The sequence below is a fragment of the Nostoc edaphicum CCNP1411 genome, assembly GCF_014023275.1.
Taxonomy (GTDB): domain Bacteria; phylum Cyanobacteriota; class Cyanobacteriia; order Cyanobacteriales; family Nostocaceae; genus Nostoc; species Nostoc edaphicum_A.
This window is the reverse complement of the sequence record NZ_CP054698.1, coordinates 1,399,396-1,424,583: the sequence shown is the minus strand read 5'-3', so window position 1 is coordinate 1,424,583 and position 25,188 is coordinate 1,399,396. Positions and strand designations below refer to the sequence as shown.

Sequence of the window (25,188 nt, the reverse complement as noted above, 5' to 3'; positions counted from 1 at the left end):
GGCTTAGAAATTTAAGTTTTGTACCTCACTGAATTACATATTTCCTATAAGTATAGAAATATTCAGCTTTCTGCAATAATTTGATCTATGCAAGCCTTCATTTTTTCGGACACAGATCGTACATGGGGTTCTTTAAAAATGGAATTATGAATCCCAGAAATATCATAGATATCCACTCCCCCTAATGCCAATTTACCCCAACCCATTTTGGCATCAGCCTCTCGTTGTCCAACTACAAGACCATCTTCTGTTCGGAATACGGTTGCTCGACCGGAGTAAACTTGTAGAACATATTTTCTGAGCGCTTGTATGGTAGCATTTTCCACCATGTATTTCCGGTTGGAGTAAGGTAAGGGGCGTCCGAGAATCAGGTGAAAGTGAAAGACAATCCGCCACAGTATCTCTTTGATTTGATACTTAAGCCGCTCTGTATTTCCTTTTACCTGCTCAATAAGACTGTTATATGCAATTGCTAAAAGACTCTTCCAATGACGAGAGGCTGGCTTTTGCAATGGCACAGATTCAATATTTTTTGAACCGTAGGTATCAAATAAAACTAGTAAAGCTACTTTCTTACCTTGCATGGCCAATTGCCGAGCCATCTCATAAGCAATGATACCCCCAGAGGAGTATCCGCCGATTAAATAAGGCTCATGGGGCTGAATAGTCTGAATTTTTTGAATGTAGTGCGCTGCCATATCTTCTATTCGGGTATAAGGAAGTTGCTTTCCATCTAACCCTTGTGGTTGCAGTCCATAAAATGGTTGATCTGAACCTAAATGCACTGCCAATTCCCGGAAACGCAGAACTTCTCCACCCAAACCATGTACACAGAAAAAAGGAGGCTTAGAACCGTTGGGCTGAATAGGTACCAAAGATGACCAAGGAATTGATATTTCAGGCTTGACATCAGCTGTTGCTGTCGCAGCAACCCCAGATTTTGAGGATTTTTCTCGCTCAACAATATTAGCTAATTGCTCAATAGTTGGGGCTTGCAAGAGGATAGAGAGAGCTAAGTTTTTGCCTACAATCTTTTCAATCTCAGAAAACAGACGGACTGCCAGCAGTGAGTGTCCACCCAAATCAAAAAAGTTGTCTGTTATTCCAATCGGATGAATTCCTAAAACATTTTCCCAGATTTCTGTTAATTGAAGTTGTAAAGGGTTTTCTGCTGTAGCAAATATTTTTTCTATTTTAGAATTAGTTGGATTGAGCGCAGGTAAAGCTTTACGATCAACTTGGCCATTAGCATTCAATGCTAGAGAATCGACTATGACAAAGGCAGAAGGTAATAAATGCTCAGGCAACTTTTGCTGGAGAAAACTCAGTAGTTGCTCACTTCCAAAAGTCTCCCCTTCTTTGGGGACAAGATAAGCAACTAAATGTTTATCCCCAGGAACATCTTCTCTGGCAATCACCACAGTTTTTTGCACGCCTGGAAATTGACCTAAAATTGTCTCAATTTCAGTCAACTCAACGCGAAAGCCGCGAATTTTAGCCTGATTGTCTAGGCGGCCAATAAACTCAATATTGCCGTCACTTAAGTAGCGTCCTAAGTCACCACTTCTGTAAAGGTATGACCCAGATTCGCTGCTAAAAGGATTGGGGATAAATTTCTCAGATGTTAATTCGAGACGGTTAAAGTAGCCTTGTGCAATACCAATACCACTGATGTAGATTTCGCCAGTAACGCCAACTGGCAGGGGTTGCGATCGCCGATCGAGAATGTAGATTTGGGTGTTAGCGATCGCTTTTCCGATAGGAATTTCTGGCCGAGTGTTACTGGCTTCACTGGCAGTTGCCGGATCGTAAACCGTGGCGGTTAAAGTCGTTTCTAGCGATCCATAGCCATTAAGCCAACGTACTTGCTTGCCAACTTTTTCTACCCAAGTTAAATAAGCATTACGTGAGACTTTTTCACCACCAACCACGACTAAGCGCAAGCTGACTGGCAAGGTTTGTGGAGATAGAGACGGCTCTTTAACTAACTGATGCCAAAAATAAGTAGGTAGATTAACAACGGTAATCTGTTGTTGAGCAATGAATGGGAAAAATTGCGCTGTCGATTGTAACTCTTGAGACTGGATAATTGCAGTAGCACCAGCAATCCAAGTGGGGAACAATGATTCTATAAAAGAATTGCAAGTTATACTAGGTAAGAGTAAGAGGCGATCGCTTTGGGTCAACTCCCAAGTGTCACTGATTGCTAGGCTGTGGGTGACGAGATTACGGTGAGTAATGGCTATACCATTGGGTTTTCCATTGCCGCCGGATACATACATCACACAGGCGAGAGTCTGATCTGTGGTATAGTAATCTTGATTTTCTGTTGTGTGTAGTGCGATCGCTTCCCAATCATTATCCAAACAGATAACTTGTACCTGATGCTCAGAGAACTTCTCAACCAATGAGCTTTGGCTTAACACTATGGGTATTTGGGCATCTTTTAAAATGAAAGACAGACTATCTTGCCCGGATGTCGGAGCTATGGATACGTAAGTTCCCCCAGCTTTCAAAATACCCAACAGCCCCACAATCATCTCTAGCGAAGGCTCTACATAAAGACCGACCAGTACCCCAGATTTTACCCCTAGAGTTTGCAAATAGTCGGCTAATTGATTTGCACGCTGGTTGAGTTCCTGATAGGTTAGTTGCTGATTTTCAAAACTTACGGCAATATTATCTGGAGTTCGTTTAGTTTGAGCCTCAAACCACTGATGAATACAAGTATTCTGCGGATAATCAGCCTGTTTGCTATTCCAGTCAACCAATAATTGATGCTCAGGTGCTGTCAACAGAGGTAATTCAGATATCGGCTGATCGGGATTAGCAACAATACCTTCGAGTAAAGTTTTGAAGTGTCCCAACATTCGCTCTATGGTACTGGCATCAAACATCTCGGCATTGTAATCAAATACCATGCCCAAACCATTATCCTGTTCCCGCAAGACTAACGTTAGATCGTATTTGGTTTTACCATGATAGATGTAACCAAATAGAGAATTAATAGTCAAATCAGGTAGTTGCAATGCTCCCATCCCCCGACCATTTGACCAAGGAGGATTGAGGGAGAACTTTACTTGAAATAAAGGCGAACTGTTCCGACTTTGTTGTTCTGGTCTAAGTTCTTCAATTAGTCTCTCAAATGGTAAGTCTTGATGGGTATAAGCCTCTAAGCAATCCTTACGCACGCGGTCTAACAATTGTCGGAAAGTTGGATTTCCTGCTAAGTTACCCCGCATTACAAGAGTATTAGAGAAAAATCCAATCAGCCGCTCGGTTTCTACTTGTCCCCGACTTGCACTTGCAAAGCTAATCAGTAGGTCTTCTTGTCCAGAATAACGGTAGAGCAATAGCTCAAACACTGTCAGGAGAGTCATGAAGAGGGTAACACCCCATTTTTGACTCAGGTCTGTCAGAGCATGGTTCAGCGTCTTTGATAGCAGCAGGGCAGCGCGATCGCCTCGATATGTCTGCACACCATGAGGACGGGGATGATCGTAAGGTAACTCAATGATCGGTAAATTGCCTTCTAGCTTTTGCTTCCAGTAGTTTACCTGTGACTCTAAAACCTCTCCTTGGAGCCACTGATATTGCCAATTGGTAAAATCGGCATACTGCACTGGTAAGGGAGTTAAGGGAGAAGCATTTCCCGCCGACAATGCTTTATAGATGGTAGTGAAGTCTTGATAAAATATATCGGAAGAAGCTCCATCACAAACTATGCAGTGCATATTCCAGATTAGCAGATGCTCGCGATCGCTCAACCGGAGTAGCAGCAACCGCAAAATCGGCCCATTGGCGAGATCAAAAGGTTGATGAGCTTCTTTAGTTGCCAGTAGGAGAGCTTCAGCCTCTCTTTTTTCATCTGGTATTTGCCGCAAGTCAATTATTGGCAGCGTCAAGGAAACATCGGTGGCAATGACTTGAGTGGGTTTTCCATTCACGGCTGGAAAAGTTGTCCGCAGAACTTCATGGCGGCGGACGACTTCTCTCAAACTTTCCTCTAAGACTGCAACATTGAGATTCCCCGTAAAACGCACCACAACGGGCATATTATTTGAGGAACTATTAGGTTCAAATTGATGCAGGAACCATATCCGTTGCTGACCAAAGGAAAGCGGCAAGTTGCCATTCCGTTCACAAGCGACAATTGGGGGAATCTGTGAACTGGCAGCTGTAGTAATTTGTCGGAGAAAGTTGGTGATTTCGGCTTTTTGAGTTTTTAACTCGGTGAGCAATTCCGGTGTGAGACTATCTTTTGCTGCCCGATAGCGTAAGCGATCGCCCTCTAACCAAAGTTTGACATCGCGCTGACGTAGTTCAGAGAGTAGTTCATCTAATGTTTTCATAGCTCACCTTCCTCATAATCATCAGCGCTTTCACTATCAGCAGCCTGAACACCTTGGGTTGCCCAACGCAGAGTTTCCACTCGTTCAGCCAAATCTGCTACCGTTGGCAATTCAAATAAATTGGACATGAGAATTTCTACTTGCAAGGCTTGGCGCAGTCGAGAAACCACTTGAATTCCTAGTAGAGAATATCCACCCAATTCAAAAAAGTTGTCGTAAATCCCAACCTGTCTGACATTTAAAACCTGTGTCCAGATATCTGCAATCTGCTGCTCAATGGGAGTGCGGGGCGCTACATAATTTGCTTCCAGTTCTGGACGGAAAGAATCAGGCTTTGGTAGTGCCCGACGATCAACTTTGCCGTTAGCATTTAGCGGCAAGGCTTCCAGTGCCATAAAAATCTTAGGCACCATATACTCAGGAAGCTGCTGTTTTAAGAATCGACGTAACTCGGAGATTATTTGTGAGCTATCTTGGCTAATTTCTGCGACAAAATAACCAACCAGCACTTTCTCACCAGGAGCATCTTCTCGAACAATTACTACCGCTTCTTTTACTGCCGGATATTGCAAAAGTGCAATTTCAATTTCACCCAACTCTATGCGGAAACCGCTTACTTTTACCTGATTGTCAATCCGACCCAGGTATTCAATCTTTCCATCTGGCAAATAGCGAGCTAAGTCTCCACTTTTATATAAGCGTGATTGAGTATCTGAGCTAAAGGGATTGGCAATAAATCTTTCAGCCGTCAGATCCGGGCGATTGAAATATTCTCGTGCTAAACCATCGCCACCAATATACAACTCACCTGTGATGCCAATTGGGACGGGTTGTAAATGGGAGTCTAAAATATAAACTTGGGTATTAGCAATGGGGCGACCAATAGGAATAGAAGCCCCTGGCTTTAGTGGTGCTGTAATCTCATAACAGCAGGTAAAAGTTGTACTTTCTGTTGGCCCGTAACCATTAATTAGTTTACAGTTTTCTACTGTGTTGATAAATTTCTGGACATGGGTAACGGATAAAACATCACCACCTGCTAACAGTTGACGCAAGGGTTTTAAAGCATCAATTTTTTCATCGACTATGAGATGGAATAAACCCGCCGTTAGCCATAATGTTGTCACCTGATATTGCTGAATAAATTGCCCTAATTCGTCTAAAGATGGCGTATGAGGAGGGAATATTATTAGTTTTCCACCGTTAAGCAAACAACCCCAAATTTCAAAAGTTGAAGCGTCAAAGGAGATCGGACTAATTTGCAGAAATACTTCTTCGGCAGTAAGGTTTACATAGTTAGTTTCTTTGACTAATCTAACTACACCTTGATGGATAACACTAACACCTTTGGGCTGACCTGTAGAACCAGATGTGTACATTACATAAGCTAAGTTGTCAGCCTTAACATTACTAATTAAATTCTCTGGCGTTGCTTGGTTGATAGTATCCCAGTCAGTATCTAGACAAATTACACTTGCTGCGTGAGCAGGTAGTTTGTCAATTAGCTGTTTTTGAGTCAAGAGTAATTTGATCTGGGTGTCTGAAAGCATGAAAGCTAAACGTTCTTGCGGATACCCCGGATCTAGGGGGATGTAAGCTCCACCTGCTTTCAGAATCCCTAAAAGACCTACTACCATTTCTAAGGAGCGATCAACGCAGATTCCCACAAGCACATCTGCACCCACTCCTAATGTTTGCAGGTATTGCGCTAATTGGTTGGCGCGAATATCTAACTCTCGATAAGTAAGTTGTTGTTCTTGAAATACCAACGCCACAGCATCAGGGGTGCGTTCTACTTGCTCCTCAAATAACTGATGAATAGATTTATCTTGGGGATAGTCTGTTTTTGTCTGGTTCCATGTTGCTAATAACTGTTGCTCTACTGCTGGTAAAATTGGTAATTTAGCAATACTTTGATTAGGGTTAGCAACTATACCCAATAACAAAGTTTCAAACTCTGCCATGCGGTGGCGAATAGTGTCAGCGTCAAATAAATTAGTGTTGTACTGACATTCCAGGGTCATTTGACCATGTAATTCTGTAGCGTTGATGAACAGTTCAAAATTCTCGAAGGAACGGGGGTTAGAGAAAAATTCTACTTCTAACCCAGTGAAGGGGAGTTTATCACTGTCTAAACCCTGATCGATATTAAATGTAATGGGAACTAAGGGAATACGGCTAGAATCCCGCGCCAAAACTAATTTTTTGACCAGACTGCCAAAGGTAAATTGTTGATGATCGTAAGCATCTAAGACAACCGATCGCCGCGATCGCAAATAGTCGCTGAAAGATTTTTCACCATCAATCTGGCTACGCAATGGTAATAAGTTTACACAGTGCCCTACGAGATTGTATTGCCCCAAAGCGGCTTGTCCGGCGGCTGGAATACCAACAACCAAGTCGTTTTGTCCCGTCAGACGGTGCAACCAAACCTCAAATCCTCCCAGGATAGTAGTCATAAAGCTACAACCGAGTTTTGTCCCTAGTTGTTTGAGGTTGGCAACTAGTTCGGGACTTAAATGCCAATCTTCGCGGGCAGCATTAAAGGTTCTAAGTGGTGGACGGGGGCGATCGCTGGGGAAATCTACTACAGGTACAGAATCAGCAAATTGTTGTAACCAATATTGTTCTGTGGCGATCGCTTCTGGACTATCCGCCTCTTCTTCCTGCAAAGTCGCATATTCACTTAAATTGTCTGGTTCTTCTAATTCAGGAACAATACCCTGTTGCAAGCCAGAATAAAGTTTACCCAAATCTGGCATCAGCACTGCCCAAGACCAACCATCACAAATAATATGATGGGCTGTCAAAATAGCTAGATGCTCCTGCGGCTGCAATTTGACAATTTTTGCCCGAAATAGGGGGCCATGTTCCAAATCAAAAGGTTGCTCTACCTCTTGTCGCAAGATACTAGCTAATTTGTCCTGTTTTTCCTCTGGTTCCAGGTTAGAAAGATTAATAATAGGGATTTCAATTTGCCGAGAAGCAACAATGCAGAGTGTATTGCCATCGGTGCTAAAAGTTGTTCGTAATGCTTCATGACGTTGTACTAACTCTTCAATCGCAGACTGGAGAACTTTGACATCAAGTTCGCCTTTGAGTCTTAGAGATTGGGATTCGTTATAAGCACAATTGGCAGCATCCCCCATTTGCACAGAAGCCCAAATTTCTTTTTGTGATTCTGTGGCAGGGGCGGTTAGAAGTAATTCTCCATTTGCAAAAGGATCAAAATCAACCGCAGTTAATCTGGATTGGTAATCTACAGGTGATAAACTCATAAAACTCTATTATTTTCTCAGTTTGTTGAATGTGGTTAAATTTAAATCAGTCTTGATAAACTACTAACGTTCAATTCATTGTTTAGCAAAGATTGTAGATTTTAAATAATTACGGGCAGGAACTTCTACAAATCTATATGTCAATGATGCAGTCAATAATACAATCATAAGAAATGCTCCTAAAGATGTCAATATTTCATATTCTGTGAACCCTTTGCCAAAAGCCTTGTGGAATTCATAAAACCAAAATATTTTTAACAATTCTTGAAGAAACCAATGAATCATATAAATTGAGTAAGATATAGTGCCGAGATATAGCATTAACCGTGAACTTAAAAACTTTGATATCACACCATTATTGTTGACAGACAAAGCTAAAATCAGTAGACAAAAAGCTGGCAAAACTAGCCAGTCGTGAAGGCTACGCCAATAAGACCAGTAGTAATTCATAATCAGAATTATCCAAGTTATAGCTATAATTGCCAGTAGATTAAGATTGAAATACTTTTTATAATTACCTCTATGATATACTTTGTAAGTTATAATACCGAGTACACACTCTAGCCCACATCTAGCTATCGAAGGTATGCCAATAATACTATCTAAATTACCACGGGAAAAGGCAATTAGTAGTAATATACTGAAGAGAGTAAAACTATAAATTATTAAATCTTTTTTGGGACTATTTCTTAATAAGAAGAATAATAAAAATGGAAATATACAGTAAATAACAAACTCTACGCTAATTGACCAAGCAGGTTCATTCCAGTAAGTATCACACCAAAATAAAGGTGGGCAATTTAAGTCGAAGGCTTGTAGAAGAAAAACGTTAGCAAAAAGGGCAGTTAAGTTAAATTTACCCGTGAAGGCAGAAGTAGGTAGTAAAAATATTTTTATGATTTCTAATCCAACAAACAGAGACAAAATAAATATATGTAGAGGATAAATTCTAGCAAAACGTGATAATAAGTATGAACGATAGTTAGACGAATTAACCTTTAATGAAAAGTCCCCAACATAAACATGGGTCATGATAAAACCACTCAAAATAAAGAAAAAATCAACCCACAGATATCCATTTCTAAAAAAATCGCTATAGGCTAATAAAGTTGAACCAGTTTTAGGTAAAGTGTAATAAGAGAAATGGTGTATAACAACAAATAAAGCTGCTATACCGCGCAGAGAAGTAAGAGGCTTAATGTGTTTATACATTGATTATTTTTAAGTTTAATCATGAGTGAAATGTAAGTATTTGGCTATTATTTACTTGTTTCCTGAATATACTTCTCACCAGTTACTTATGTTTTGGTCAGGGCAAGCTGACCAAAACAAAGGAATGTAACAGGTACGACCTCATGTCCAACTATCAATTAATTCATAGCCAAGTGAGGTAGATTTTTATCAAAGGAAGCTCTCAAATTCATATCAAAAGCTTAGTGTCTGAAGATTTTTGGCTCCTTTCTTGAAGAAAATTGCTGTTTCAAAACACTTCAGGAAACACTTGCAACTTGTAGATATTTCCCAGGACGCTCGGTATCGGGGATATACCAGGCGGGGTTGCCTTGGGGATCTCGTCCTAATTTGGCATTAGGTTGCGGAGGACGATTGCGTAGGCTGTTATTGGTAATTTCTGCTCCATTGCGATCGCAGTTCGTTACTTCTATAGGCGGTGCAGACAAGAAGTCAGCAGACTGCATTTCGGCAATACTTTCTTTAAAGGCTGCCATTACAAAAGCCAGATCAGCTTCGGAATGGGCTGTCGTCAAGAAGCAAGGACGGTGATCCCAAGTATGCACTCCTTTATTCCGCAGCAAGTAAAACAGTAAATCACCGTAGACAAATTCTGGTGCAGATTTCACCATGAACAGGGAGCCAAAATTATAAGCTGTAAACGGAGCCTGAACTTGCTGGAAATAACCCATGAGTTCCGCTACAAACTTATCGGTTCTTGCGTTAAGATTTTGCTGCAAGCTGGGGCCACTCTCTTTTAAATGCTGAAGTACTGCTTTCGCGGCTGCTAATGCTAAAGGATGGCGGACGAAAGTGCCGGCAAAGTAAGTCACGCCTACCTCTGGAACGGAGTCATCGCCAAACTGCCAAAACCCGCCATCCAAAGCGTCCATATATTGTGATTTGCCAGCAATGACTCCAATTGGTAGCCCACCGCCCACAATCTTGCCGTAGGTTGCTATATCAGCTTTGATACCGAAATGTGCTTGAGCGCCACCAGGATGAATTCTGAATCCGGTAACGATTTCATCAAAAATTAGAGCAATACCAGCTTCTTCCGTGAAATCACGCAATTGCTGGAGGAATTCTTTGGGCTGGTATTCAGGGCGACGGCTTTGCACAGATTCCACCATCACTGCTGCTAACTCATCAGCCCGACTTCTGAGAATTTCTAGAGACTCAGGCGAATCATAGTCCACCACCAAAATATTCTCTACCATTTCGGGTGGGATACCAGGAGCAGCAGGAATTGACCGGAGTTTCTTTGTACCCCGAACAATTACTTCATCCAAAATACCGTGATAAGCTCCAGAAAAGATAGCGATTAAGTTACGCCCTGTAATGGTGCGTGCCATCCGCATCGCTCCCAGAACCGCTTCCGAACCTGTGTTGCAAAAGGCTGCTCGGTCAAAGTTGGTCAACTCACACATTAACTTGGCCACTTCTCCAACTAAGGGAGTTTGCGGCCCAATTTCCATACCGAGTTTGAGTTGTGCTTCAATTGCTTCGGTAATAAAAGGTGGCGACCAACCAAACAAATTCAAGCCAAAACCATTGCTTAAATCGACATATTCATTACCATCAACATCCCAAAGTTTAGAACCAGATGAACGAGACACCACGATGGGGTAAACCATCTCTTTCATCGTCGGGTTAAACCCAGAAACAGTTCTTGGGTCTGCCAAATAAGGGCGATGAGTTTGAGTATATTCTTTCGATTTTTGAGTTCGTTGTGTATATCTTTGGATAATTTTGTCTAAATGAGTGCGTTGTTGCGCTGTTAGACTTTTAGTTTGGGTCTTTTCAATTCGAGCCGCCGCACCAAATGCCTTTTTAGCACCATTTGACTCTGTGTCTACCGATGCTGATTCTTTGCTGGTTTGGGTTGGGGGGATAGATACAGCATTTTGTGGCTTGACACCATTATTTTGAGATGTCGCCGCAGGTACAACTGGGATTGTTACAGATTGACTGTTGTTACCCAATAGTGCCAATTGCTGAGTCATAATTTGTAACTGCTGATTAATCACATTTTCCAGGAAACTGGATGCAGCAGGTTGGGGGGAAATCTGAGGTGCAGATCCATTTGTATGAACTTCATGCACTACCGATGTGGGTGATGTGGTTATGGGTGCTGGTAATGGTATTTCTGGAATCGGTTCTGCAACGGTTTCTGTTAATCCTAATGCAGAGAGAGTTTCGGGAGACAAAGCTGAATTGATAAAGTCTGCCAGTGTTCCTAAATTGGGGTAAATTTCTAGTAACTGCCTAAGTGTGACTTTGACTTTAAATTTTTTCTTTAACGCTAGTCCGACTTGGGTCAGAGATAAAGAATCTAATCCCATTTCTAAAAACGTTGTCGAGTCGTCAACACTAGCGATTTCCAATCCTGAAGTTTCTTCAATAATTTCTTTGAGTAGAGGAATAAGCTTTTGCTGAGGAGATTTTGTCATAGTTTGGGTATTTTCTAATAACTGGGGATTTGGAAGTTTGGGAGTTGCTGCACGATTGGGGTGAGGTGGAGGATCAATCCAGAAGCGTTGGCGCTCAAAGGGATAGGTAGGCAGAGGAATTCGTTGTCGCGTTTCCCTTTGATAGAAGTTGCTCCAGTCAATAGATACCCCTGCTAACCACAGTTGTCCTACTGCCTTGAGTAATGCCGTCCATTCGGCTTCGTTCTCGGCGTTATCACCCAGAGAAGGAATGGCTATCTGTTGTTTAATATCTTTTGCTTGTTGGCGGGCTAAGGTCGTAGTTGTAATTCGCGGCCCAACTTCTAACAGTACGCGTTCTGGTTGCTGCCATAAGGTTTGTATGCCCTCTGCAAATCGCACAGTCTGACGTAGATGTGTAGCCCAATACATCGGATCAGTTGCTTGCTGGGCTGTAATCCAGTCGCCGGTAACTGTGGAAACAAAGGGAACTTGAGGAGGTGATAATTTAACTTTCCTAACTACCTCAGCAAAGGGGGCTATGATGTCATCCATCATTGGGGAATGGAAAGCGTGGGAAGTGTGTAAAGGGCGACAGACAACTTCTTGGCTTTCTAGTTGTTTTTGCAGAGTCGCGATCGCTTCTGTTGGCCCAGAAACTACACACAGGGAAGGGCCGTTAATTGCGGCGATCGCTAATTCTGGACTCAATCGCGGCTCTACCTCTTTAGCTGGTAAGCGTACTGAGAGCATGGCCCCTTGTGGTAAGTCCCACATGAAGCGACCGCGATTTGCAACCAACATCAGTGCATCTTCTAAAGTGAATACACCCGCAATACAGGCGGCGACAAATTCGCCAATGCTGTGACCAATCATCGCTTGGGGCTTGACTCCCCAACTTTGCCACAGTTGTGCTAAAGCGTATTCAATGACGAATAATGCTGGTTGAGTAAAGCAGGTTTGCTTTAGGGCGATAGCCGCAGTTTCGCGATCGCTTGGCGCGGGATATATAATTTTTCGTAAATCCCCGCCCAGTAATGGTTTAAGGATTTCTGCACATTCATCTACTACCTCCTGAAACACAGGTTCACGGTTGTAGAGATTCAGTCCCATATCCACATATTGCGACCCTTGTCCGGGAAACATGAAGGCAACGGCTGGATTACGGATTTCTGTATGGCGGGTATTTACTTGATTGGGATCTAAAGATTGTAACGCTGCGATCGCATCTGTGATGTCGTGACAAACTATACTACGTCGATAATTTAAGGCTTTGCGCCCTCGCTGTAGGGTATAAGCTACATCGGCTAAGTTAATTTCAGCATTGTACTGGAGATGTTGCTGCAAATTTGCTGTTGCAGCTTCTAAGGCTGTACTAGTTTTTGCCGAGAGCAACAATAGCTGCTGTGGACGAGAAGATCCAGAATTTTGAATTTGTGGCGCTTCTTCCAGCACAATATGAGCATTAGTCCCGCCGACACCAAAAGAACTTACACCGGCTCGTCGCGGAGTTTCACCTTCTGGCCATTCAGCTAGTTTGGTATTTACATAGAAGGGGCTATTGGCAAAGTCAATCTTAGGGTTGGGAGCCTCAAAATTTAAGCTAGGTGGAATCTTTTTATAATGCAGAGCAAGAGCAGTTTTAATTAACCCTGCTACCCCAGCCGCCGCAACTAAATGTCCGACATTGCTTTTCAGAGAGCCGATCGCACAAAATTGTTTAGCATCTGTATGCACACGAAATGCTTGCGTCAGCGCTTCAATTTCAATCGGGTCGCCTAAAGGTGTAGCTGTACCGTGAGCTTCAATATAAGAGATGGTTTCTGGATGGAAGTTGGCATAAGCTTGAGCCATTGCAACGGCTTCTGCTTGTCCGTCTACGCTAGGAGCCGTAAAGCTTACTTTATCAGCGCCGTCATTATTAATACCTGAACCACGAATTACGGCATAGATGCGATCGCCATCATTGAGTGCATCTTCTAAACGCTTGAGGACAACTACTCCTGCACCACTATTGAACATTGTGCCCTGAGCGCTGGCATCAAATGGACGACAATGCCCATCTCCAGAGAGCATACTGCCTTCTTGAGCCATATAACCGCTGTTTTGAGGTGTAGTCATAGATACACCACCAGACAAAGCCAAATCGCACTGATAGCTGGTTAAGGCTTGACAAGCTTGAATGACTGCTACCAAAGAAGTGGAACAGGCTGTATTGACGCTGACGGCTGGGCCTTTGAGGTTGAGTTTGTAAGCAGCGCGGGTTGTTAAAAAGTCTTTTTCATTTGCTAGCATCGTCTGGAACTCGCCGATGCGATCGACAATTTCCATGCGTCCAGAAATGTGGTTAGCAAAATAAGTATTTTGACCACAACCAGCATATAAACCAATCAAACCCTCAAAAGACTCTGATTCATAACCAGCATTTTCTAGGGCTTCATAAACCAACTCTAGGAAAACTCTAGCTTGTGGGTCCATAACCACAGCTTCTAGAGGATTAATGCCAAAGAAGGCAGCATCAAAGGTTTCCCCCCCAGGAATAATTCCTCTAGCTTTTACGTAGCTAGGATCTTTACAAAGGTTCGGATCAATACTAGGGTCTAGTTCTTCATCTTGAAAAAAAGTCGTTGATTCTAATCCCTCACATAGATTGCGCCAAAACTCATCAACATTTCCAGCGCCAGGAAATCTTCCTACCATGCCAATAATGGCAACACCATCACTAGGATCTTGGTTATCGGATGCTTGCATATTTACCATTGCTTAACACCTTGTTGATGATTACGACGACGAGTCCGAGCTGCTTGTTGGCGTTGGGCGCGATTTTGCAGTTTGTCAGAAGACGGTTGGCTATTCTGGTTGGAATGCAAATAGTTTGCTAAAGAGCCAATCGTTGAATACTGAAATAGTTTCACAGCAGACAGATCAATACCAAGTTCCTGTTGCACTCGCGCAGCAACTTGTAGAATTGAGATTGAAGTTGCTCCCAAATCAAAGAAATTATCATCAATCCCAACGCGATCAATTTTGAGCAGTTCAGATAAAATACCTGCAAGCAAACGTTCTAAGTCTGTTTGCGGAGCAATGTACGCTTGTTCGAGTTGTGGACGTTCTCTACTTGGTGCTGGCAATTTATGTCTATCTACTTTGCCATTTGCAGTCAAAGGGAGTGATTCTAACATCACAAACGCTGATGGCATCATGTAATTAGGTAATCTCTGTTGCAAGAAACCACGTAATTTATTGTGCGTATATCCACTGTTATATTGAGGAACAATATAAGCCGTCAACTGTTTTTCACCTGTTTCATCTTGACGAGCTAAAACTACAATTTCCCTAACGTCAGGATGTTGTGCAATTTCTCGCTCAATTTCACCTAGTTCAATTCTGAAACCGCGAATTTTTACCTGATTGTCAATCCGACCTAAGAATTCGATTTTGCCATCTGGAAGATAACGAGCTAAATCTCCAGTCTTGTAAAGGCGCGTTTCTAAATTGCTATCAAATGAGTGAAAAATAAATTTTTCGGCAGTCAAATCGGGACGGTTTAAATAGCCTCTAGCTAATCCGTCACCACCAATGTACAATTCCCCAGCTTCTCCTATTGATACTGGTTGGAGGTTTTTATCTAATATATAAACTTGGGTATTAGCAATTGGGCGACCAATAGGAATAGAAACATCTGATTGCAATGGCGCTGTTATAGGATGGCAACAGGTAAAAGTTGTATTCTCCGTTGGCCCATAACCATTAATTAGCTGACAGTTGTCCACTGTTTGCAGAAACTTCTGCACATGTGGAACAGATAAGACATCACCACCCGCTAAAAGTTGACGCAAGGATTTCAAAGCATCTATTTTTTCATCCACTATCAGGTGGAATAAACCGGCTGTCAGCCAAAGAGTAGTAACTTGATATTGCTGAATAATCTGTCCTAATTCTTCTAAAGATGGTGTATGAGGAGGATAGATTATTAGTTGCCCACCGTTCAGTAAGCAACCCCAAATTTCAAAAGTTGAAGCATCGAAGGAAATAGGAGCAAGTTGCAGAATGATTTCTTCAGCCGTGAGGTGAGCATAATTAGTTTCTTTGACTAATCTAACTACACCACGATGAATAACGCTAACACCTTTGGGTGTACCTGTAGAACCTGATGTATACATGACATAAGCCAAGTTATCAGCAGTGACACTAGTGCTTAGGTTCTCTTTTTTATTTTGGGCGATTGTATTCCAATCTGTATCTAGACAAATTACAAATGCTGTATGAGTAGGTAATTTTGCAACTAGTTCTTTTTGAGTTAATAGTATTGATACCTGGGTATCTGATAGCATGAAAGCTAAACGTTCTTGTGGATAACCTGGATCTAATGGTACATACGCTCCACCTGCTTTGAGGATAGCTAAAAGTGCTATAACCATTTCTAAGGAGCGCTCTATGCAGATTCCTACAAGAATTTCTGTTCCTACCCCTAGTGATTGCAGATGTTGTGCTAGTTGATTAGCACGACTATTCAAATCTCTATAGGTGAGATGCTGATTATTAAAGATTAGTGCTACAGCATCAGGTGTTTTCTCTACTTGTGCTTCAAATAGCTGATGAATACACCCTTGCTGAGGATAATTAGTTTGAGTATTATTCCACTCGTTCAGTAGGTATTTTTCGGATTCTTTCAAGATCGGTAATTTAAAATTATCTAGTTCTAAATTATTTTCTGATAATAAGGGTTGACACTCAGTTGCCAGCAATTTATTTTTGTTTTGAGCTAATGAATCAGTTATTGATTTCATATTTAATTTCCACAAAAAATATATTTTTTTTGCAATCCATGTGATTTTTAATTAGTGCTGCATTTTTAACTTAGCAAATTTATGTGTTAGCGATGCAGTTAATGTAACTACTAAAATATACAAAATTCAGAATGATTACTGAGTAAAATATTAAAATTTGTTCTAAAATTTACATTAAAGATACTTTTGTATATTAATGATATAGATTTCTGGATAAACCAGTGAGCTATATAAATCGAGTACGATATGGTTTTGAGATAAATGAGTAACAAAGTGTACTGACTTTTGTTTAAAAATCAAATAGGAGTCCTATATTAAAAGACTAATTTCACAACAAATCTTGCCGCAATCCAACAATATTTGTGGGAAAGGGCACTGACTCTAAGATTTAGTTCTCTTATTCTGACCTATTTCCTAAAAATCGTAGTTATTTTCAATACATCTTCATTGAAAATTAAAACTTGAGAGATGGTTTGCAATGGGATTATTAACTGTACGTTCGCTCATTTTGAGAGGACAAGAAGAATAAATACTTGAGGAACTTCTCTTACCACGGACTAGCAATCATGTGAATGGTGCCCAATAAAACGGATGGGAGGGATTACCAACGATATTTTGTTGTAAGTAGGTTACCATTTGTGCTGGCAAAGATACGCCTTGATTTGTGCCAGTTAATTGATTGCCTTCAATTCGCACCTTCCCCTGAATCATTACTAACTGTGCTTGTTGCAGTGCTTCTGCTTTAATCGTTGCAGTCTTTAATTGGCTGTAAAACTCCCGTCATTAGCCCTAGAGTTCCGGCATCCGAGACATACCACAAACTGGCAATAGCCGACTTCAAACCCGTCTGTATTGCTAACCCCGCAAAACCCAACTTTGCTTGTTCATCCCCAAAAGCTGATTTACAAGTCCGACCTTTAGATTCATACAAAGCCGTCTAATTAAGTTTGGTCAAGATTATGTCCGACGGGATATAAAAGGTGCATCGGCTTTGCGAAATTCAGCTATTGTAGAAAGTAGTGATAATTTTTGGAAAAGTATTAACGAGTCACATCGAAGAGTCTCCCACCAACGAGTAAGTATGGTGAGGGAGAAAGACCGCTCTGGGACTGGGTATTGAGGACTGGGAAAACATTCCAAAATATGTTCGGGATTAGAGCCAATTTCATAATTTTTCGTTTGAAAACCCAATCCCTAGTCCCCAATCCCTTTTACTACTTTCCTTAATGCGGTAAGGTTGACTTTGCAGATAGTTTGGCTGCCACTAGAATGTATTGGAAATGGGGCTTTAGACTATTAATCGGATTCTTGGGGCTGTGGCTACTATTGGATCTGGGTTCTCGCGTGGGAGCAGAGATTTTGTGGTTTCAGGAAGTTGGCTACCTCCAAATATTTCTGTTGAGGGTGGTGACTCGTGGTGTTTTGTGGATAGTGGTGGCTGGAATAACTGCTGCCTATCTACTACTAAATCTGTCTCTAGCACAACGGCTAAAATATTCCCAGTCTCTGAAGATTGAGGAATTCAGGCGTGAGGAAGCAAAACTCACCAGTGAATTAACAAATTTTCTCAGCCCTCATAATCCAAGACACAACGAAACTCGGATACTTTCGCCGCAACGCTTTAAAAAATTGAGATTGCGCGGGTTATTACCCCTAAGTCTTGTACTGAGTTTGTTAATTGGTTTGATACTGGCTCATTATGGTCAAATTGCTCTTTCCTACTGGAATTATCCAGTTAATCAGGCTAGTCTACCTATTCCCACCCTATTCCGACCAGAGACAATCTGGCAACTCTTGAGGCAGATTGTCTCTCATGTCTGGTATCTCGGTTTAATTGGGGGAGTAGCGATCGCAATCTTAATTTATCCCCAATTTTTATTAACTGCGATCGCAATTGTATTCAGTCCCATATTTGGGTTCATCTTATTCCAACACTGGCCAAAGGTGCTGCAATATTTCCAGCCCACTCTTTTCAACAGCACTGAGCCTTTATTTGGTAAAGATATCAGCTTCTACGTCTTTTCTTTACCTGTTTGGGAACTCCTAGAACTCTGGCTGATGGGATTATGTTTGTATGGCTTCGTCGCCGTTACTCTCACTTATCTCCTGTCAGGGGATAGTTTGAGTCAGGGCATTTTCCCTGGTTTTTCTCCCCGGCAGCAGCGTCATTTATACGGTATGGGTGGCTTGTTGATGCTAGTAGTGGCTCTAAGTTACTGGCTGAGTCGTTATGAACTCGTGTATTCTAACCGTGGTGTTAGTTATGGTGCCAGCTACACGGATGTGATAGCCCAGTTGCCAGCTTATACCGTTTTGTGCATTGTGGCAGTAGCGATCGCAACTTACCTACTTTGGCGAACGTTTTTCTGGAAACCCAAATCCCAGTATCGTCGCTTAGTATTTTACGGATTAGGGGTTTATCTAGTACTAGTTGTAGCAGCTGATGTTGTTTTACCTGCTGTGGTGCAATATTTAATTGTCCTACCTAATGAGTTGCAACGAGAGCAACCCTACATTCAGCGGACTATCGCCTTGACTCGCCAAGCATTTGATTTAGAGGCGATCGATTCCAGAGGCTTTAACCCTCAAGGAACACTGACTGAAGCTGATATTCAAAAGAATGACTTGACAATTCGGAATATTCGCCTTTGGGATCAGCGACCACTGTTAGAAACTAACCGTCAGCTGCAACAAATTCGGCCATATTATCGGTTCCCCGATGCCGATATTGATCGGTATACTTTGAAAACAGATGTAACTTCCCGCCGACCATCTGCCCCTCGAAAACCACCAGAACCTCAGCAGGAACCAAGTGAGTCAACAGAACGGCGGCAGGTACTGATTGCTGCACGAGAGTTAGACTACACTGGCGTACCACAGGAAGCTCAAACATGGGTTAACCGCCATTTAATTTATACCCACGGTTTTGGGTTTACTGTTAGCCCAGTTAATACAGTTGGGCCGGGTGGGCTACCAGAATATTTTGTCAAAGATATTAGCGGTGATAGTAGCGCTTTGACAACTTCCAGTGAAGCCATTCGTGACAGTATTCCCATTGGGCAACCCCGAATTTATTACGGTGAAATCGCTAATACCTATGTAATGACTGGCACAAGAGTTCGAGAATTAGATTACCCCAGTGGTAGTGACAACGTTTATAACTCTTACAATGGTCTGGGTGGTGTTGAAATCGGTTCAGCATGGCGACGGTGGTTATTTGCCATGTATTTGAAAGATTGGCAGATGGTGCTGACGCGGAACTTTTTGCCAGATACAAGGGTACTATTGCGGCGAAATGTCAAGCAAAGAATTCGAGCGATCGCACCTTTTCTCAAATTTGACAGTGACCCTTATTTAGTAGCTGCTGCGGCTAATGAAGATTTCCCCAAAAATCCTAGTTATCTTTACTGGATTGTTGATGCCTACACAACAAGCGATCGCTATCCTTACTCAGATGCTGGTAGCGATAATATCAACTACATTCGTAACTCGATCAAGGTAGTGATTGATGCTTATAACGGCAGCGTGAATTTTTATATTGCCGATCCCAGCGATCCAATCATTGTTACTTGGTCAAAAATATTTCCCAACACCTTCAAACCGCTCAACGCTATGCCAGTTAGTCTCCACAGTCATATCCGGTATCCTGTGGACTTCTTTAAAATTCAATCTGAGCGGTTGATGACTTACCACATGACCGATCCCCAGGTATTTTACAACCGGGAAGACCAGTGGCAGATTCCTAACGAAATCTATGGCAGTGAAACTCGTCCGGTAGAGCCGTATTATTTGATTACTAGTCTACCCACCGTACCTTTTGAGGAATTTATTCTGCTTCTACCCTACACTCCCAGACAGCGAACTAATTTAATCGCTTGGTTAGCGGCGCGATCGGATGGTGAAAACTACGGTAAATTATTTTTATATACTTTTCCCAAAGAAAGACTAGTTTACGGGACAGAGCAAATCGAGGCGCGGATCAATCAAGACCCAGTAATTTCTCAGCAAATTTCCCTGTGGAATCGCCAAGGGTCGAAAGCCATTCAAGGCAATCTACTAGTAATTCCCATTGAAGAATCGCTGCTGTATGTCGAGCCAATCTATCTAGAAGCCACACAGAATAGTCTGCCAACCTTAGTGCGGGTAGTGGTGGCTTACGAAAACCGGATTGTCATGGCCCAAACCTTGGAACAAGCATTGCAGGGAATTTTTCAACCAGAAGTGACACCAGCCCCGGCGATTATCCGTCCCTTTGAAGAAGCAGCCCCGCCTGGTTAAGCGATTTTAAGACTAAATAGTTACATAATAGGTGACAGTGAGCGATCGCTATTAACAAAATTTATTGCAACAGCCATAGTTTAATAGTTCAACATAATGTCATAGACACTAAAAGTTAATGAACATGGTACAAAGTAACCAACTAGAGATTCGCCACATTAGTCCGAAAGTGAGGCAGTTGATTAAAATGTACGCCGATGTTAATAACTGTACGCAATCTGAGATGCTGGAGCGCATTGTTTTGGAGTGGAACGCCCAACAAAGCGAAAGCGAAAGACCGCCAGGAGACGAAGATGAATAGCTTTTTGCTACAACCTCTAATTCGCTTCGAGCGAAAGGTTTTCATTAACTAATTCTGACAGTTTAACTTGCATAGCAACTAACAAACGGACAGTTTTGTGACTGGGTTTAGATACCAGTTACAAAACTTAATTACGAATTACAAATTACGAATTATTCTAACCTGGCTCTCTAGCTCAAGAAAAATTTTCCAGACATTGGGTCTTGTTTGAGGGATTGAATAAAATCCCTTAAAGTCATCATACTGCCCGTTAAGGTGAATTTAGGAGTACCATTTTGGGCAACGATTCTCACTTCACCATCTTGGATCTGAATCTTATTCTTAATACTATCCCATAGAGTATCGAAGCTTTCATCATCCTTGCAACCATTCGCTTCAAGGAATCTTTGACGTACTTCTGTTTTTAGTGCTAGTGCTTCTGCTGCTTGAGTTCGCGCCTCAAAGTGTTTAATTACATCTTCGTAAGCACTCTCCCTCAGAGTTTTGTTTTCAACCTGAACTTGCTCTAACTGAGTTTTTATAGCTTGCAGTTGGGATGCTAAAGCGGTTGATTTCTGGTATTCAAGTTTTAAGGCTTGCTTTGCATTGGCTAACAAAACTTTATAATCTAGCTGATCTTGATTTTTTTCGGATTGCATTTTTATCTCTTGATCAACAGATTTAAGGCGATAAACTCTCGTCAGTTATCTGACAAGAACTGGCGAGAGTTTAGTAAATATTATGTGGGTTATCTAAGTATTAGTTATTTCACCAATAATGGTGTTTCAGAGGTAGGATTTTCCTGGATACTACTTAAACAAGAACTAATATGCAAACGAATAGCTCGCTCATAAACACTAGTCTGCTGAGTGCGTACCCCTACAGCCTGATATATTAAGTTCACTTCTGGAAATTCAGACCAATACATCAAAAAAATGTCTTTAGCTGGAGTAATAATTTCATAATTATTCTCTTGTCTTTTCTTTCTGAGTTTACAATTATTTAGTTGTAATTTTTGTCTGAATAGTTTTTCAAATTCTGGAATTAAATCTGAAGTAGTTTTCATGTGTTATCCACGTTAAAACGTGCTAATTATGCAAAGACTATCTGGTGATATTACTAAGTATGACACTTCAGATACCTCTTACAATATAGTGTATCAGTTATCGAGTCTTTGAGAATTTGAGGTTACTTGTCCGTTCTGAGGAGCGAGGACTGGGGACTGGGGACTAGGGATTGGGAAAATAGTTAGCAGAGACACCCTGATAATTACACTGCTAAATATAAATAATCTTCCGGGTCGCAGCCCTGGAGGGCATTGAATACCTACACACTACAGCCTGGGACTTCAAGACCCTCTGCAAAGCTGATTAATTCCAAGTGATCTGGATTTTCCAGCAACTTTTTGGCTGCTAACAATCCAGCAATGCTCCAAGTTTGATAAATTCTGGCTTCTTTGCCAATCAAACGAGCATTGTGTCCATCGTAGTATTCCGGGAATTTATCCTTAAATAAACGTTTTTCGGCAATGGCGATCGCTGCTTGGGCAAGTTCTGTTCGATCTGCTTTCAGTGCCGCAGCCGTAAATAACCACAGCAAAACGGGCCAGTTACCGCCATTGTGATAAGACCAAGCCCTGTTCTTAGAATCACATCCTGTCACAATTCTCCACTCTAAACCTTCTAAAGCTGGAAAGCAGATTTTAACAGGCATATAGCCGATCAAGTCTTGCCAACGTTGGGCAAATAAGTTCATAATGCTTTGAGATTCTTTTTCGCTTGCTAAGGAAGCTAAGATTGCCATCAGATTTCCCAGAGCAAAAAAGCGAAAATCTATCCGTCCCGGCCCCAGATTTCCCGCTAAATATCCTCCAGTTTCGGGCAACCACTCGGTCAACCAACTAGGAATTGATTCTGAGTTGATGTTGAATTTATTAACAATTTCTTTACCAAATTCGTTATCTTTGTAACGATAAATTTCACCCAATCGCTTCAGGTCTAGCCAGTAATAGTTGCGGATATGATATTTCAAAGATCCCAATCGCCTATTGACTTTGCCGAGGTAGCTATCGCCATCCCCATCTGGTAAAAGCAATTCAGTAGCAGCCCTGAGAGACGCATAGAATAACACCTGAATTTCTAGAGGATGTTCGTAGACTCCCATGCGACGGTCAATCATAAACGCGCCATCGGGAACTAACATTGTTGGGAACATGGAAAAGCGATGTACCAGGCAAAGATCCAAAATTAACTTGATTCCTGCTTGAAAATCTGGCTGACGCGCTAGGGTTAAATCGCCTGTAGCTTTTTCATAAGCCCGTAGCAGGAGAACCCACCACATACAAGAATCAATTGGGGAAACACGAGCGATCGCCAGTTCACCAAAATCAGCGACCAAAAATTCCTCATTCCCCTTGGAATGTACTTTGAAACTTGCAGGCATTAATCCCGCTCCTGGTTCAAAGCAGTCTATCTGCTTTTCATGACTTTGTAATTTCAGTGTTTCTACTAAGAAGTTACGCACAATTTCTGCTTTGCCGTACATCAGAAACACTAAGGCAGAAGGGACAAAATCGCGGAGGAAGCACTGGTCATAATTGAGTGCATCTGACTCCGGATCGTGGGCGGCTACAGTCCCAATGGGTTTTCCCTGGTAATAAATTATCGACTCTTCCAACAATTCCCAGGCTTCTGCTTCCAGTTGACTGTTCTTTTCGATCGCGCTAGTCATGGGCGTTTAATTCCACTAATAATTATGTATCGGCTCAATTGTGGAAAGTACGCCAGCCTTACCTCAAGCTGACCAGGTTTCCCGGAAGTCGGCGTACAGAGTCAATCCACCATCTACAAATAGCGTTTGTCCGGTGATGTAGGCGGCTTCATCCGAAGCTAAAAAAGCTACTGCGGCTGCCATCTCCTCTGAGGTGCCAGCACGCCCCATTGGAATGTGACTTTCCACGATCGCCTTTTTTTCGAGGTCATCTATCCAGTCTTGATTTATTGGAGTGATTGTTGCTCCGGGGGCAATGGAGTTGACACGAATACCTCGGTTAGCATATTCCAATGCTAAGGTTTTGGTCAGGTTTTCCATCCCGCCTTTGCTAATGGAATAGCTAATGTACATCGGTCGCGGAATAATTTCATGAACGCTGGAAATATTAATAATCACTCCCGAACGATTCAGAGACAGGAGGTGTTTAATAGTTTCACGGGCGCAGAGATAAGCACCCCGGAGATTAACTGCAATTACCCGGTCAAAGTCTGCTGTGGTAACTTCGTGGGATGGACTTTCTGTTTGAATGCCAGCATTGTTAACTAGAATATCTAGACTGCCAAATTCCTTTACTACGGTGTTGACCATCTCAACAATGTCTGATTCTTGGGAGACATCTCCTTGAACCAGCAGTGATTTAACACCACAATTTTCGATATTTCCGCAGGCTTTTTGCAATGCCATCTCTTCTGTGTCTACCGCAGCTTCAGGGCTTTTGCGGTAATTGATAGCGATGTTGCACCCTTCTTGAGCGAGTTTGATAGCGATCGCCTGACCGATTCCTGAAGTTGCACCTGTAATTAAAGCATTCTTCCCTTTTAACCCTATCATATTTCCTCCCTAAGCTGCCTTTGCTTGAATTTGCGCTCAGTCAAAGAATTTTGGATGTTAGATTTTAGATTAATCTTTCTCATATCTAAAGTTGTTACTGTCAACCCCCATTGGAGGTAATTGAAAATTCAAAAATAGGTCTTTGATTATTTTGAATTTCTGATATTTTTTGGCGAAATCCCTGTTAAAAATAAATGTGTAAGGGCATACAGTTGTACACCCCTACAGCCGATTTACTTGTTACAAGAATTGTTGAAAATGCTATTAGTCTCTAGCGTAAATTCGCTGGTACTTGTTCAGGAACTACCCAATAGTAAATAGTTTTTCCATCTACATTTAGAGTCTGCTCTGGTTTCCAATCACCCATATCAAAAGCGTGGGAGACAATGCGAGTCCCAGGTTTGAGGTCACTCAATAGCTTGGGACGGAGTTTGACGTTTACCTCTGGCAGTAAGTAAAGTGTAACTACTGTTGCTTCACTAAAGTCAGTGGTGAACAAGTCTTGTTGGACAAACTTGACGCGATCGGTGACTCCTGCTTTCTGGGCATTATCATTAGCTTCTTGGATGCGTTCGGGGTTAATATCTATGCCGACACCGCGCGTACCAAACTTTTGTGCCGCAGTATTGACAATTCTCCCATCACCGCTACCAAGGTCGTAAAGCACATCATTCTTACCCACTTTTGCCACTTTCAACATTGCATCTACAACTGGCTGTGGTGTAGGTACATAGGGAACATCACCGGGGCGTTCTTGTGGTTGAGTTGTGGGAGTTGTTGCAGATGGTGTTTCGGTTTCGGTCTGACCGGTTAAAGTAGAAGGTTGCGTCCCGGCTTCCAAATCTTGCTGTTGCGGTGTACACCCAGCAATTCCCAAGCTGGTAACACTAACACCTGTAGCCAGTAAAAACAGAATTTTTTTGAAGTTCATGAATTTTCTCCTTG

General features: G+C 42.0%; 14 protein-coding genes. 2 read left to right on the top strand and 12 right to left on the bottom strand.

Translation table 11 applies throughout. The features are described 5' to 3' along the window. Positions 1-62: 62 nt before the first annotated feature. The 7 genes from HUN01_RS08595 to HUN01_RS36005 all read right to left on the bottom strand — a co-directional run bounded on the left by HUN01_RS08595 (position 63) and on the right by HUN01_RS36005 (position 17,013). Positions 63-4,352, bottom strand: coding sequence for a non-ribosomal peptide synthetase (locus tag HUN01_RS08595; RefSeq protein WP_181930914.1), 4,290 nt, complete (start codon positions 4,350-4,352; stop codon positions 63-65). Beyond that, positions 4,349-7,630 carry a non-ribosomal peptide synthetase gene (locus HUN01_RS08590; RefSeq protein WP_181930913.1) on the bottom strand — a complete coding sequence of 1,094 codons (3,282 nt, stop codon included), beginning with the start codon at positions 7,628-7,630 and terminating at the stop codon, positions 4,349-4,351. Before HUN01_RS08590 ends, HUN01_RS08595 begins: the two co-directional genes overlap by 4 nt. 75 nt (positions 7,631-7,705) lie before the next feature. After that, positions 7,706-8,842 (bottom strand): acyltransferase family protein, encoded by a 1,137-nt coding sequence (locus HUN01_RS08585; protein WP_181930912.1) that lies wholly within the window; start codon positions 8,840-8,842, stop codon positions 7,706-7,708. Between the two features lie 278 nt (positions 8,843-9,120). Beyond that, positions 9,121-14,052 carry a type I polyketide synthase gene (locus HUN01_RS08580; protein ID WP_181930911.1) on the bottom strand — a complete coding sequence of 1,644 codons (4,932 nt, stop codon included), beginning with the start codon at positions 14,050-14,052 and terminating at the stop codon, positions 9,121-9,123. After that, entirely contained in the window at positions 14,046-16,082 is a 2,037-nt protein-coding gene (locus HUN01_RS08575) for a non-ribosomal peptide synthetase (RefSeq protein ID WP_181930910.1), read from the bottom strand. The genes HUN01_RS08580 and HUN01_RS08575 overlap by 7 nt, the downstream gene beginning before the upstream one ends. Positions 16,083-16,646: 564 nt before the next feature. Then, positions 16,647-16,814: a hypothetical protein gene (locus HUN01_RS36010; RefSeq protein ID WP_257798586.1), complete on the bottom strand. Its 168-nt coding sequence runs from the start codon at positions 16,812-16,814 to the stop codon at positions 16,647-16,649. Positions 16,815-16,824: 10 nt separating this feature from the next. Then, entirely contained in the window at positions 16,825-17,013 is a 189-nt protein-coding gene (locus HUN01_RS36005) for a CHAT domain-containing protein (protein ID WP_203219530.1), read from the bottom strand. A 338-nt stretch (positions 17,014-17,351) separates the two neighbouring features. On the opposite strand from HUN01_RS36005, the gene HUN01_RS08565 reads away from it, so the two are divergent. Together HUN01_RS08565 and HUN01_RS08560 are read left to right on the top strand one after the other, a co-directional pair. Beyond that, positions 17,352-20,360 carry a UPF0182 family protein gene (locus tag HUN01_RS08565; RefSeq protein ID WP_181930909.1) on the top strand — a complete coding sequence of 1,003 codons (3,009 nt, stop codon included), beginning with the start codon at positions 17,352-17,354 and terminating at the stop codon, positions 20,358-20,360. A gap of 118 nt (positions 20,361-20,478) precedes the next feature. After that, positions 20,479-20,661 carry a hypothetical protein gene (locus HUN01_RS08560; protein WP_069071843.1) on the top strand — a complete coding sequence of 61 codons (183 nt, stop codon included), beginning with the start codon at positions 20,479-20,481 and terminating at the stop codon, positions 20,659-20,661. Positions 20,662-20,831: 170 nt separating this feature from the next. Here HUN01_RS08560 and HUN01_RS08555 read toward each other — a convergent pair whose 3' ends face one another. From HUN01_RS08555 to HUN01_RS08535, 5 genes are all read right to left on the bottom strand, one after another. Beyond that, a complete protein-coding gene (locus HUN01_RS08555) occupies positions 20,832-21,299 on the bottom strand; it encodes a hypothetical protein (RefSeq protein ID WP_181930908.1) in 468 nt (155 codons plus the stop codon). A gap of 104 nt (positions 21,300-21,403) precedes the next feature. Continuing rightward, a complete protein-coding gene (locus HUN01_RS08550) occupies positions 21,404-21,706 on the bottom strand; it encodes a hypothetical protein (RefSeq protein WP_181930907.1) in 303 nt (100 codons plus the stop codon). A gap of 260 nt (positions 21,707-21,966) precedes the next feature. After that, a complete protein-coding gene (locus tag HUN01_RS08545) occupies positions 21,967-23,370 on the bottom strand; it encodes a glycoside hydrolase 100 family protein (RefSeq protein ID WP_181930906.1) in 1,404 nt (467 codons plus the stop codon). 63 nt (positions 23,371-23,433) lie between these two features. Beyond that, complete coding sequence (locus tag HUN01_RS08540; protein ID WP_181930905.1) at positions 23,434-24,243, bottom strand: SDR family oxidoreductase; 810 nt, start codon at positions 24,241-24,243, stop codon at positions 23,434-23,436. A 271-nt stretch (positions 24,244-24,514) separates the two neighbouring features. Continuing rightward, entirely contained in the window at positions 24,515-25,174 is a 660-nt protein-coding gene (locus HUN01_RS08535; RefSeq protein WP_181930904.1) for an SAM-dependent methyltransferase, read from the bottom strand. Positions 25,175-25,188: the final 14 nt, after the last annotated feature.